The organism is Pseudomonas sp. UW4, from assembly GCF_000316175.1.
Lineage (GTDB): Bacteria > Pseudomonadota > Gammaproteobacteria > Pseudomonadales > Pseudomonadaceae > Aquipseudomonas > Aquipseudomonas laurylsulfatiphila.
The window spans coordinates 2,551,790-2,565,981 of sequence record NC_019670.1; the positions used below are offsets into that span (position 1 = coordinate 2,551,790).

Consider the following 14,192-nt stretch of genomic DNA (forward strand, 5'->3'; position numbering starts at 1 on the left):
CGGTTGGTAAACCCTGCAACTCAAAGGTCATTCGGAGATTGCCATCATGTATGAGCTAAAGCGCTTCACCCTCAATCAAAACGATATTTCGTTTCTTGACCAGCAGGTTTCCTTTCCGACCATTCATGTCGTCGGTTACAACACCGCCGGTGATCCGCTCTACGGCTATCAGGGCTCGGATGGTAGTGTCCATGTGCTCGGCGTGCTGGGAAGTTTCAATCCGCTTGACGCGCCTCTTGGTGAAGCCATCTGGTACAACGGTGCCCGCGACCCGATCGGCTTGCGCAACGTCTCGGGGCACTTCAATAACATGACCCTGGATGGGCAGGCCTGGGGCAGTTTCGGCCAAAACTTCATACGCCTGACCCATTCGGACTACACGCACTACGTCCAACAGAACCTGAGCAATTCGGCATTGACGGGGGCGGGTGTCCCTGTGGGCGCTACGCCCATGATTGACAGTAGTTCACTGTATAGCGATCCGACAGCTTCACTGGTGGACTACACGCCACGGATGATCAGCCAGACCATCGTCAGTGGCGCAGTGACGTTTGCCACCGATGCCAGCGGGCACATACAGCACACAGCCACTGGCGTTGCGATCGTTACGGATCCGGGGATCCTGAGCACCATTGGCGAAGTCGATACCACGTCGCCGGACTCCGGCCAGTACTACATCCGAAACCAGAATACTGTCAGCGGTGACCCGTCGACTACTGGCTGGTTCACACTGTTCGGGCAGTTTTTTGACCATGGACTGGACTTCATCAACAAGCCCAACCAAAACGCAACGATCACTATTCCCCTTGCGCCGGACGACCCGCTATACGGCACGATCGGCCCGGATGGGCAGCCTGTGTACTCGATCAAGGTACACCGGGCCTCCGTCAGCGAAGTGGACGGGCAGGGACAGGCGCAATACGTCAACCTCGACTCGCCCTATATCGACCAGAACCAGACTTATGGCTCCAATGACGCGGTGACGCAATTGCTGCGTCAGTGGGTGGCGGATCCAAATCATCCAGGGCAGTTCATTGCTGGCGCAGCGCTGTTCGATGGCACCACCTTGAGTGACGACGCGGCCTGGACCCTCAATGGCGTGTTGACCCACCAGACTATGCCCACCCTGAGCGAGTTGCGTGCCCATGTGCTGGCGACCGGCCGTGACGATCTGACCTGGGATGACATTGCCAACTTTCGTGTGCGCGATGCCAATGGCCATGTGCTGGATGCCGACCCCGGCACGCCTGGCGTGCAAGCGGTGTATACCCGCGAGGCGATCCTGCTGGACATGAACCCGCACTTCGATGATTTGCATATCGACCAAGCGAAACTGATGTCTCTGGATGCGCATATCACCAGTATTACCTTCGACGCGAACAACCCCTTCGGGATGGTCATCAACTACGATAATTCCGGACCGAAAAACCTGTTCAGTTTTGTCAATTTTGCCGACTTCTCCATCAGTGCCGCTGCGGGCAGTGCCGATTACGCGGTGGCCAACGAACTGCTGCTGCAATCGGTGGGCGACCACTACATTGCCGGTGACGGCAGGGTGAACGAAAACTTTGGCCTGACTGCGATCCACCATGTCTTCCACGAAGACCACAACGTGCAGTTGATTAACCTGCAAAATGAGGTGCTGGCGCAGACTGACGTCAACGTGCGGCACAACTGGCAGGTTCAGGTCAGCGATGGCAGTGGTGGTTTTTATTCCGATGCCAGCGGCAACTTCACCCTGGCTGATGGCCTGACGGTGTCCTGGGACCAGGACAAGCTGTTCTACGCCGCCAAACTGACCGTGGAAATGGAATACCAGCACGTTGCGATTGATCAGTACGCCCGGCTGATCACTCCGGATTTACCAGAGTTCGTGACTTATGACTCGGGCATCAACGCCAATATTTCGCTCGAATACGGCCAGGCAGCATTCCGTTTCGGTCACTCGCAACTGCGCGAAACCATCGATGCCCTTGAGAAAAATGCCAGTGGTGGTTATGACCTGACCGGCGCGATCACCCACTATGCGCTGGAGCAGGCATTCCTCAATCCCGGCGGTTTTGCCGAGGTTGGGCCGACGGCCATTGCCTTGGGCATGACCCGGCAGATCAGCAATGAAATCGACGAATTCGTCACCCCGGCCTTGCAACAGGGCCTGCTCGGTCAGCCGCTGGACCTGGCGACCATCAACCTGGCCCGTGGCCGTGACCTGGGACTGCCCACACTGAACCAGGCGCGTCAGCAGATTCACGATGCGCTGATTGCCGAGCGGGAGTCACCGGCAGGAGCTCAGCACCACACCAACCTGATCGTGGACGCCTTGACGCCCTATACCAGTTGGAGTGACTTCGCCAACAACATGATCCACCCCGAATCCCTGGTCAATTTCATCGCTGCGTATTCTTTTGACGGAGACAAGGCCCATGCCCAGGCGATCATTGATGCCGATGTATCAGGTGTCACGGTCAACTACGTGGGCGGGAGCGTCACGGCCGAAGAGGCGGCGTATTTTCTTTCCGGCGCCGCCGATGCCAATGGCAATCATGTGGCCGGCTATGACGGGTACAACGCGATCGACCTGTGGATCGGTGGCCTGGCGGAAAAACATGTCTACACCGGGCAATTGGGCACCACCTTCAATGCCATCTTCGAGGACCAGATGGAGCGGTTGATGGACGGTGACCGCTTCTATTACCTTTTCCGACTGGATCTGGGCTTGCCAGCGATGACCAACCTCAACGAGCAGGTGGTGACCGAACAATTCAAGGACATCATCGAGCGCACCACCGACGCCCGCCACCTGGCCGGCGACGTGTTCGGTTATGCCGACAGCTACATCGAACTGAACAATACCGACTCCGGTGCCAGTGCCACTGCGTACAAAAGCGAGCACAAGTACGGCACGCTGATTGCGGCAAACCACGTGGGTGTTTACTCGACCGGTGGCGCGGGCGGAATTGGCGGTAACGGGTTACTGGTCAGCCTGACCAACCCGGAAACGCATATCGCTCAATCCTATATCCGTGACTACCGTCCGGATCAGGGCGAGAACCCTGATGGCACCGCGGCAGTGGGGTACAACTCCCACGAAGTGTTGTCTGGCACCGACTACAACGATTGGCTCGACGCTGGTGACGGTGACGATACGATCTACGGCGAAGGTGGTGATGACATCCTTGATGGCAAGGCCGGTGCCGACCATATCTACGGTGGTGACGGCAACGATGTGATCTACGGCGGTGATATCGAAGATTTCCTCGATGGCGGGGAAGGGGACGACATTATCTATGCCGGGACCAGCGCCGGTGCCCTGGATGTGGTGATTGGCGGTAACGGTAACGATCACCTCTACGGTGAAGCGGGTATCGACGAGTTGTACGGCGGCGCCGGCAATGACTACATCGATGCAGGCGGCGACACTGATCTGGTGCATGGCGGTGACGGTAACGATGAGATCTACGGTGGCGACGGCCCGGACATTCTGTTCGGTGAAGACGGTGATGACATCATTTCCGGTGGCTCCACCGGCGATCAGGAGTTCGGCGGTGTCGGTGACGACATTCTGTTGCCAGGCCTGGGTGGTGCACCGGGTCAAGGGGACGGTGATGAGGCCTTGGGCGACGTGGGTTTCGATATTGCTGCTTTCAGCGATGTGAACATCTCCTTGGACGCAGCGGCAGACCTCAATAACCAAAACATCGTGGCTGCACCAGGCACTGCAGTGTTGTTCCAGCCGTTCAACGCCTTACTGACGGACATAGAAGGACTGATCGGCTCACGCTTCAGTGACAGCCGTCCGAATGTGGCGACCCCGTCCAGCCCTCTGGCAGGCCTGATCGGCAATGCCACAGAGAACTGGCTGATTGGAGGCAGTGGCGATGACGTCTCCCAGGGGAACGGTGGCAATGATGTGATCGTCGGTGATTCGATCCATCTCGCCGATTTGAACCACTTGCTCGCCAGCCAGGGCTTTGCTCAACACTTTACTGGCCTGCAAGCGACCCGGCCGGATTTCATACTGGGTGACAACCACGCAGCTTCCGGTACGGCTGACGGCGCAGCAGATGCGGCACTGTTCAGCGGCAATTTTGCCGACTACAGCATCACCAGGTTCACCGATACCCGGCAGGGGGGAGAACTGATCACGGCATTCAAAGTGATGGACCTGCGACTTGGCGCGGCTAACGTCGACGGCACCGACATCGTGATGGGGGTGGAAAAACTGCGTTTCGCCGACCGTACGATCAACCTGAGTCTCACTAACCAACTGCCGACCGGTAATGTGGTGCTGTCTGGCTTTGCCACCGCACCGTCTACCCCAAGTCGCCCGGTGCCGACCCAATATCGGCTGACGGCCAACACTTCGGCTATCCAGGACGCAGACGGTTTGCCTGGGCCAAGCGGTTTCTCCTATCAATGGCAAGCACTGGTGGGTGCGACCTGGCTGAGCATCGCCGGAGCGAATGCTTCGACCTTTGCGCCCACCTCGGCACAGTTCGGCCAGCAACTGCGTGTGGTTACAACTTATACGGACAACAGCGGGACAGTGGAGCAACTGACGTCGGCCCCGTCAGAGGCAGTCGGGCGCTTCATTGAAGGCAGCAACTTCTTCAGTAACACGCTCAATGGCACCAATTATCAGGACATCCTGATGGGCTATTCGGGCAACGATGTCCTCAACGGTGGCCTGGGTTCCGACTTGCTGGATGGTGGTAGCGGCAACGACACGATGCGAGGTAATGCTGGCAACGATATCTACATGGTCGATGCCAATGGCGATGTGGTGCAGGAGAATTTTGCCGAGGGCACCGATACGGTGATGTCTTCTGTGAGCTACACCCTGGGCGCGAACGTCGAGAACCTGACTCTGGTGGGTTCCAGCAACATCAACGGTACCGGTAACGCTCTGGACAATGTCATCCACGGCAATGGCAGCAATAACCAGCTCAGTGGCCAGGCGGGCAATGACGTGATCTTCGGCGATGCCGGCAACGATACTTTGCTGGCATCGCTGAACGACGGCAACGACCGCTATGACGGTGGCTCGGGAGTCGACACCTACGATTTGTCCTCCACTTCGGCGGCGGCGACGGTTGATCTGGTAGCGGGTATATCCAGCAGTGCACAGACCGGTAGTGATCTGCTGACGGGCATCGAGAACGTCACCGGCGGTTCGGGTAGCGATCACATTCAAGGCGATGCGGCCAGTAACCTGCTGCAAGGTCAGGGCGGCGATGACTGGATTGACGGTGGCAGCGGTGATGACCGTGTAGTGGGTGGGCAGGGCCTGGACAACGTGTCTGGTGGTCTTGGCAATGACACCGTTGTCGCGTCGGTCAATGATGGCAATGACACCTACGATGGCGGTGGCGACACCGATGTCTATGACCTTTCGGGGACATCGGCCAATGCAACGGTCAACCTGTCCACCGGCCTGGCCAGTAGCACTCAGACGGGCAATGACACGTTGATCAGCATCGAGAGTGTCGTCGGCGGCAGTGGCACCAACAGCCTGACCGGTGATAACGGCAACAACGCGCTGACCGGGCAGGGTGGTATCGACACCCTGAGCGGCGGTGGCGGTGACGATACGCTGACCGGTAATGGCAACCGCGATACGCTGACCGGTGGCGCCGGGTCAGACATCTTCAAGTTCAGTTCGATCAACGATTCGGGCACCTCGAATGCGAGCCGTGACATGATCACCGACTTTGTACAGGGCACCGATCATATCGATCTGACCCAGATCGATGCTCGGACGTCCGGTGCCGGTGCAGGCGGTAATCAGGACTTCAACTTCCTCGGCGCCTGGAACGGAGTGGGCAACGAGTTCAACGACCAGGCGCAATTGAAGTACCACTTCGTCAATGTCGGCGGGGTCGATCACACTTATGTGGAGGGCAACGTGAACAACGGTAATGGCGCCGACTTCCAAATTGACCTGGTCGGTCATGTGGCCCTCACCGCGAATGATTTTGTCGGCGTGGTGTAAGGCTTTAAACCGAAACGGCGCCCTCCGTTGAAAGGGGCGCCGTTTTTTATGATGAAGGTGCGCGTTCAGACCATCGCACCCAGCACATGTCAGATGCCATCAATACGATTGAAGCCGGTTTTCGTTCCCCAATCGAAGATCGGTAGCCATCCAGATCCCCGACCCTATGGACGTGAGTCATGATTTCTACGCCTGAGTTTCGTCATATCATTGAACATGAATTTCAACCCCTTTCGTGTACCTGTACTGTCAACCCGGATGGATCACTGATGATCAAAGTGTTCGATTCGATATCCGGGCGGATTGATCTGCTGGCCACTGCGGCCATGACCAGCGAACTGAACTCCAGCCGTGCCATTGCCAATCTGATTGGTGAGCTTCGCTCTGAAATGGCAGAACACCATGCAATGGGCACTGTGGTGTTAACGATATAGCGAAGGCTATTTCGCCTTGGGTGAAGGAGAGCCATTGCCACTAGTGGGAGGCCGGTTTTGGCCGATTTCTGCCTGGCGCGACAGGTAGAAATCGACCCGTTTTAGCGGCGACTCAACGTAGTGCTGTGATTCACCTGCGACGAGATACGCATACCCGGTCATGGGCACGGGCCATAGCACTTTCAGCACCATCCAGGTCAGTCAATGGGCAGCGATATGCTCAATCTCGTTCCTTTGTCCGGTGCGCTGTCGATCGTGAACTCCCCGCCCAGCATGCTGATGCGTTCCTTCATGCCCACCAGCCCGAACGAGTTCAGTTTTTTGCGATCCGTCATGCCTACGCCGTTGTCCTTGATCTGCAGGTAAAGCCGGCGACCCTCCCTGGAAAGTTCGATATGCACCTGTGTCGCTTGCGCGTGCCGGGCAATATTCGATAGTGATTCCTGCACGATGCGGAACAGCGTCGTGGCGGATTTTTCATTCAGGTCGCAACGGAAATTTTCGTCTTTGGCCGACATCGTGCAATCGATCGCGCTGCGCTGCCGGAACTCTTCAAGTTGCCACTCGATCGCGGCCTGCAATCCCAGGTCGAGTACGGGTGGTCGAAGATCATTGATGATGCTGCGCACACTGCGGATGGCCGTATCGAGGTGATTCAGCGCATCGCTGGCCTTTTCGTTGAGCCTGGGGTGCATGGTACGGGTGCGCGCCTGCAGCATGGAGACATCGATGCGCAACGCCAGCAGACTCTGTCCCAGCTCGTCGTGGATGTCGCGTGCGATGCGCTTTCGCTCTTCTTCCTTGAGGTGCTCCTGATAGGAGGCCAGTTCACGCAGCTGCCGTTTCGATTGCAGCAATTCTTCGGCCTGCATCGTCAGTTTGCGCTGCAAGTAGAACAGGTCGACAAACACCTGGATCTTGGCGCGAAGCACTTCGGCCACAATCGGCGAGAAGATGTAATCCACGGCGCCGGACGTGTAACCGCGGAAACGCTCGGAATCGGTGTCAGCCTCCGCGGTGACGAAGATAATGGGGGTATGGGCCGACTTCGGGCGGCCGTGGATGAGGGCAGCGGTTTCAAAGCCGTCCATCACCGGCATTTTCACGTCGAGCAGAATGACGGCGAAGTCGCGTTGCAATAGCAGGCGCAGCGCCTCGCGTCCGGAAGTCGCCGTGGCGACATCGAGGCCCATGTCGGTAATCACTGCGGCGAGCGCGGTGAGCTTGGCGGGGTTGTCATCCACCAGCAACACGGAGGCCGGCACGCCATCAGGCGGGGCAGGGTGCCGCACCTGGGCGCTCTCTTTGAATACCGGAGGTTGCTTCATCGATAGAGCCATTTGCGCATCAGTGACAGCAGCTGGTCGGTATCCACCGGCTTGCTGACATAGTCCGAGGCGCCTGCCTCAATGCACTTTTCACGGTCACCCATCATCGCCTTGGCCGTCAGCGCAATCATGGGCAGGGCTTCAAATCGTTTGAAGGTACGGATCTGGCGCATGGTTTCAAAGCCATCCATCTCGGGCATCATGATGTCCATCAGCACGATGTCGGTATCGGGCTGCTGCTGCAGCAGTTCTATGGCGGTTCGGCCGTTTTCGGCCGTGGCCACCCGCATGTTGTTGCTTTCGAGCACGCTGGTCAGGGCAAAGATATTGCGCACGTCGTCGTCGACCACCAGGGCCATTTTGCCCTCGAGGCTGTCTGAGCCCTCATAGAGTTTTTCCAGCATCCTGCGCTGGGTCTGCGACAGCCTGTCGACGACACGGTGTAGAAACAGTGCGGTTTCGTCGAGTATGCGCTCGGGGGATTGAACGGCCTTGATCACGCCCTTGCCCAGCAGTGTCCGGAAACGCTCGTGTTGCGGCTTGGTCAGTGTCTCTGCACCGTAGACGACGATCGGCAATTCACGCATGGCCTGGTCTTCCTGCAACGCCTCGAGGAGCTTGATGCCGGATGCGTCGGGCAGTTCGAGATGGATTGCCATGCAGTCGTAGCGTTTATTTGCCAGTTTCTTCAAGGCTTCAGCGCCGCTGGCGGTCGTTTCGATCTTGACGTCGGTGTTGCCGAGCAGATCGAGGATACGGGCGCGGTTCGCTTCGTCACCGTCGATCAGCAGCAGGTTCCTGGTCTTGCGTCCTGCGAAAGCCACGATGCCGACCAGCGCATGCTGAATCTCGTCGGCTGTGACCGGCTTGAGCAGATAGTCGAAAGCGCCATAGCGCAGCCCGCGTGTGCGGTCGTCAGTGTTCGAGATGATCTGGACCGGGATGTGACGCGTGGCGAAATTTCCCTTCAACTGCTCGAGCAGCAACCAGCCATCGATGTCCGTCAGGCCCGGGTCCAGCGTGATCGCGGCGGGTTTGAAGCGCTCGACCAGCTCCAGTGCATCCGCGCCACGGGTCGTGACGATAGCCCTGAACCCCTTCTGGTGCGCGGCCTCGAGCAGGATGCCGGCAAATCGGGCATCGCCCTCGAGCATCAGCAGCACCTGGTCGCCGGGTTGGATCGACTCGCGGTCGTCGAGTATCTGTGCAGTCGGACCTGACAGGAGGTCGCGCCTGACCTGGCCAGGTACTGTCTCTGTCGCTGGTTCGTCCAGCATCTGACGCTGGGCATCCTGTGTTCGCAAGGGCACGTACAGCGCAAAAGTACTGCCCTTGCCGATCTCACCGGGGATCAGCCGCAGCTCACCGCCCAGCCTGTGTGCGAGCTCGCGGCTGATCGACAGGCCGAGGCCGGTGCCGCCGTATTTTCGTGAGGTTCCGGTATCGGCTTGCTGGAACGCCTCGAAGATCAGCTTCTGCTTGCCGGCCGATACGCCGATGCCGGTGTCGGTGACCACGAAGGCGACCACCGCATCGGCGCGATTCAGTTCGCTGTGATCCACACTCCACCCGGACACAACGGGCTCGATGCTGATCTTCACGCTGCCTTGTTCAGTGAACTTGAAGGCGTTGGACAGCAGGTTCTTGACGATCTGCAACAGGCGCTTTTCGTCGGTCCACAAGACGGGGGGCAAGGTAGGCGCCAGTTCAATCGTGAAGGTCAGGCCGCGGCTTTCGGCGACCGGCCTGAAGGTGCGTTCGATCTGGTCGTGCAGATCGGCGAACCGCGCTTCATTGAGATCCAGTGTGACCGTACCCGACTCGATCTTGGACAGGTAGAGAATCTCGTCGATCAGCTCCAGCAGGTCTTTGCCCGCGCTGCGGATGGTCTTGGCATATTCGACCTGCCTGGGGGTGAGATTGTGTTCCGCGTTGTCGCTGAGCTGCCGGGCCAGGATCAGCAAGCTGTTCAAGGGCGTTCTGAGTTCATGGGACATGCTGGAGAGGAATTCGGACTTGTACTTCGAGGTCAGCGTCAGCTGCTCCGCCTTCTCCTCCAGCGACAGCTTGGTGATTTCGACTTCACGGTTCTTGCGCTCGACTTCGGCTTTCTGCTCCGCCAGCAGTCCGGCCTTGTCCTCCAGCTCCTCGTTGGTCTGTCTCAATTCCTCCTGTTGCCTTTGCAGTTCGTGCGCCAGCGATTGCGACTGCTTGAGCAGTTCTTCGGTACGCATATTGGCTTCGATCGTGTTGAGCACGATACCGATCGATTCGGCGAGCTGATCAAGGAAGGTCTGATGAATGATGCTGTAGCGCGTGAACGAAGCCATTTCGACGACGGCCTTGACCTTGTTCTCGAACAGGATCGGCAACACGATGATATTCAGCGGGGCGGCAGCACCCAGACCGGATGAAATCGCGACGTAATTGGCCGGTACATCGGTCAACAGGATGCGCCGTTTCTCGTAGGCGCATTGCCCGACCAGGCCCTCGCCGAGCCGCCACTCATCGTTCACATTGATGTTGCCCTTGTACGCATAAGCGGACAGCAGTTTGAGTTTCGCAGGATCCGGCGGGTTCTCGTCCATCATGTAGAACACACCGTGCTGGGCGTTAATCAGCGGAGCCAGTTCAGACAGCACCATCTTGGAGACTGCCGCCAGATCGCGCTGGCCCTGCAGCAGACGGTTGAACTTCGCCAGATTGCTCTTGAGCCAATCCTGTTCCGCGTTTTGCCGCGTGGTTTCGCGCAGGTTGCGGATCATCTCGTTGACGTTGTCCTTCAGTTCCGCCACTTCACCCTTGGCTTCCACCTCCACGTAACGGGTCAGATCGCCCTTGGTCACGGCAGTCGCCACATCGGCAATGGCGCGCACCTGGTTGGTCAGGTTGGCCGCCAGACCGTTCACGTTGTCCGTCAGATCGCGCCAGGTGCCGGCAGCACCCGGCACGTTGGCCTGGCCCCCCAGCTTGCCCTCGACGCCCACTTCACGCGCCACCGAGGTCACTTGGTCGGAGAACAGCGCCAGCGTATCGGTCATACCGTTGATGGTGTCGGCCAGTTCGGCGATCTCGCCCTTGGCTTCCAGTGTCAGCTTCTTCTTCATGTCGCCGTTGGCGACGGCGGTCACCACTTTCGCGATGCCTCGCACCTGGCTGGTGAGGTTGGCCGCCATGAAGTTCACGTTTTCGGTCAGATCCCTCCAGGTGCCGGACACGCCTTGCACCTGTGCCTGCCCCCCGAGCTTGCCTTCGGTGCCGACTTCGCGCGCCACCCGCGTCACTTCGGCGGCAAAGCTGTTGAGCTGGTCCACCATGGTGTTGATGGTGTTCTTCAGCTCCATGATTTCGCCCTTGGCTTCCACGGTGATCTTGCGTCCCAGGTTGCCTTTGGCCACTGCCGTCGTCACGTCGGCGATGTTGCGCACCTGGTTGGTCAGGTTGGCCGCCATGCTGTTGACCGAGTCGGTCAAGTCTTTCCAGGTCCCACCGACGCCCGTCACCTTGGCCTGGCCGCCGAGTTTGCCGTCCGTCCCCACCTCGCGAGCCATGCGCGTCACTTCGTCGGCAAAGGTCGAGAGCTGGTCCACCATGGTGTTGATGGTTTCCTTGAGCTGGAGAATTTCACCTTTGGCTTCGGCGGTGATCTTGCGCGACAGGTCGCCGTTGGCCACCGCCGTCGTCACGTCGGCAATGTTGCGCACCTGGGTGGTCAGGTTGGCCGCCATGCCGTTGACCGAATTGGTCAAGTCCTTCCAGGTACCGGACACGCCAGTCACTTCGGCCTGTCCGCCCAGTTTGCCTTCGGTACCGACTTCCAGCGCGACGCGGGTCACCTCCGAGGCGAAGCTGGAGAGCTGGTCGACCATCGTGTTGATGGTGTTTTTCAGTTCGAGAATCTCGCCCTTGGCTTCAACGGTGATTTTCTTGCCGAGGTCGCCGCGCGCCACCGCCGTCGTCACCTGTGCGAGGTTGCGCACCTGGGTGGTCAGGTTGGCCGCCATGCCGTTGACCGACTCGGTCAGGTCGCGCCAGGTGCCTGAGACGCCGCGCACTTTTGCCTGACCGCCCAACTTGCCTTCGGTACCGACTTCCAGCGCCACGCGGGTCACCTCGGCCGCGAAACTCGAGAGCTGGCCGACCATGGTGTTGATGGTGTTTTTCAGCTCGAGAATCTCACCCCGGGCTTCGACGGTAATCGTCTTGCCCAAATCACCTTTGGCCACTGCAGTGGTCACGTAGGCGATGTTGCGCATCTGGGTGGTCAGGTTGGCGGCCATGTCGTTGACGGAGTCGGTCAGGTCTTTCCAGGTGCCGGACACCCCTTTGACATTGGCCTGCCCACCGAGAATCCCTTCAGTGCCGACTTCGCGCGCCACGCGGGTGACCTCGGAAGCGAAGGAACCCAGTCGCGTCACCATGGTGTTGACGATCTCGGCGGACTTGAGGAACTGGCCCCGCAGTTTCAGACCGTCGAGTACCGGCGGTACCTGCTGGCTCAGATTACCCTCGGCCACCGAACCGACCACGCGAATGATCTCGTTCATCGGGCTGATGAGGTCGCTGGTGAGCGCATTGCTGGAGTTGACGATCTTTTGCCACGAGCCTTTCATCATCGGCAATTGGATTCGCTCATCGACCTTGCCCTGCTTGCCGATCAGTTGCGCCACGCGTTCGAATTCGGTGGTGGTCTCGGCGGCCATGTCGATGATCTCGTTGAGCGTGTCGGCGATCTTGCCCGGCATGCCGGTCCAGTCTTCCGGCATACGCGTAGTGAAGTCACCTTTTCGCAACGACTTCAGCGCTGCCAGCAATGTCTTCATGTCCAATACTTCGATCGGTGTCGTCACTGTGGCCATGTCTGTGTCCAGTCAAAATTGATGCCGCGGGCAAGGCATTACCCCTTGCCGCAGGAGCCGGCATTGCAGCATTCAGCCTGTTGAAAACGGTGCGTTGACTTACGAAATACTAGCAAGGTTGACGCAATGCCCCGGATCCTGGGGGCAATTGTCATCTTGCAGTGCAATCCCGACCTGCTAACGTAGAACCCGGCAGCAGATTCAATGGCTTGCTGGCCACTGGCCGCAGGATGGGTGTGGGAGTGCATGAGCGCGCGCCTCTGTAGCGGCGGTGCCGGCGGGTTCAACATCATCTGTACATCGAGACACGAAACGGCCAGGGCCTTGCGGGTGCGAGTGGAAAAGACCGATGACTGACCACAAAATCAGAGTCTTGCTGGTGGATGATCACAGCATCGTGCGTAGCGGCGTGCGACGCATGCTGGAGACTGCCAGCGAGATCGACGTAACGGGTGAAGCCGAGACCGCACAAGACGCCATGCTCCTGGTCCGCGAACAGGATTTCGACGTGGCGCTGGTCGATATTCAGCTTCCCGACAAGAACGGCCTCGAACTCCTCAAGCTCATGCGTGCGCACAAGCCCAAGCTCGCCGTTCTGATGTTGAGCATGCATTCGGTCGAGGCCTATGCGTTACGCGCAATCAAGCACGGCGCAGCGGGATACCTCACCAAGGATATTTGCGCAGCCACCCTGGTGGCGGCCGTTCGCAAGGTGGCCTCAGGCGGCAAGCACGTCAGTCCTGAGCTGGCAGAAAAACTGGTCAACGCTATCGGCAGAGGCGACGAGGCACCCCACGAAGCGCTCTCCGACCGGGAGCTTGAAGTACTGAAGCTCCTGGCTGCAGGCGAAAGAATTGTCCGTATCGCCCAGATTCTGCACTTGAGCCCGAGCACCGTCACGACGTACCGGGCACGCATCCTGGAAAAAACCGGGATGGACAGCAACGCGCAACTGGCCCGCTATGCACTCGAAAACGGCTTGTTAACCTAGAGTGGCTGCTTGTAGTGGAATCACTACAAGTTTTTGGTCGATATCTCCACAAAGAACTCCTGCTAACGTCGATAGCGGGGGGCGTCCCAATCAAGCATATTGACCCCTCGGAAATTATCGTCCGCTCAATCGTCAACGAGTCAGAAAAGACTCCGCAATGGATATTCACAAGTTGAGCGCTGAGTGCAGGCTGCATTCAGGTTGAATTCAGGTTGAATTCAGGTTGAATTCAGGTTGAATTCAGGTTGAATTCTGGAGGGCATCATGATGATAGGTTATGGGTTATGCGCATTACTGTGGGGTGTGGTGCTGCTGGAGGAGATCCAACTCATGCCCCGTCAGGAATGGAAAGAGGAGGGTCTGAAAAAGGTTCTATTGCTGCGCCGGACCAGAACACGGACTGGCTACTTTATTGCGTTGATCGCGGGCGGCATGTGCCTTTACAGCGAAATCCTGGTGGCACCGGTCGATCAGAGTATTTTCAATCCGGAGTTGATACTTGCCCTGTGTGGTGTCCTTTGGGGGGCTTATCTTTCCGTAGTCTGCATGAAGGGGAAGCGATAGAGGCGTTAGCAGCACCGTTTTCGA

Annotated in this window: 6 protein-coding genes; 4 read left to right on the plus strand and 2 right to left on the minus strand. The window is 58.5% G+C overall.

Annotated elements, in window-relative coordinates:
- Positions 1 to 46: 46 nt before the first annotated feature.
- Both PPUTUW4_RS11110 and PPUTUW4_RS11115 read left to right on the plus strand, forming a co-directional pair.
- Entirely contained in the window at positions 47 to 5,992 is a 5,946-nt protein-coding gene (locus tag PPUTUW4_RS11110; RefSeq protein WP_015094730.1) for a peroxidase family protein, read from the plus strand.
- Positions 5,993 to 6,171: 179 nt separating this feature from the next.
- A complete protein-coding gene (locus PPUTUW4_RS11115; RefSeq protein WP_015094731.1) occupies positions 6,172 to 6,426 on the plus strand; it encodes a DUF1652 domain-containing protein in 255 nt (84 codons plus the stop codon).
- A gap of 197 nt (positions 6,427 to 6,623) precedes the next feature.
- On the opposite strand, the gene PPUTUW4_RS11120 is transcribed toward PPUTUW4_RS11115, so the two are convergent.
- Together PPUTUW4_RS11120 and PPUTUW4_RS11125 are read right to left on the minus strand one after the other, a co-directional pair.
- Entirely contained in the window at positions 6,624 to 7,754 is a 1,131-nt protein-coding gene (locus PPUTUW4_RS11120; RefSeq protein ID WP_015094732.1) for a response regulator, read from the minus strand.
- Complete coding sequence (locus PPUTUW4_RS11125; protein WP_015094733.1) at positions 7,751 to 12,613, minus strand: response regulator; 4,863 nt, start codon at positions 12,611 to 12,613, stop codon at positions 7,751 to 7,753. Before PPUTUW4_RS11125 ends, PPUTUW4_RS11120 begins: the two co-directional genes overlap by 4 nt.
- A 349-nt stretch (positions 12,614 to 12,962) precedes the next feature.
- On the opposite strand from PPUTUW4_RS11125, the gene PPUTUW4_RS11130 reads away from it, so the two are divergent.
- Together PPUTUW4_RS11130 and PPUTUW4_RS11135 are read left to right on the plus strand one after the other, a co-directional pair.
- On the plus strand, positions 12,963 to 13,604 hold the full coding sequence (locus PPUTUW4_RS11130) for a response regulator transcription factor (protein WP_015094734.1): 642 nt from the start codon (positions 12,963 to 12,965) through the stop codon (positions 13,602 to 13,604).
- 264 nt (positions 13,605 to 13,868) lie between these two features.
- Positions 13,869 to 14,168 (plus strand): hypothetical protein, encoded by a 300-nt coding sequence (locus PPUTUW4_RS11135; RefSeq protein ID WP_015094735.1) that lies wholly within the window; start codon positions 13,869 to 13,871, stop codon positions 14,166 to 14,168.
- Positions 14,169 to 14,192 lie beyond the last annotated feature (24 nt).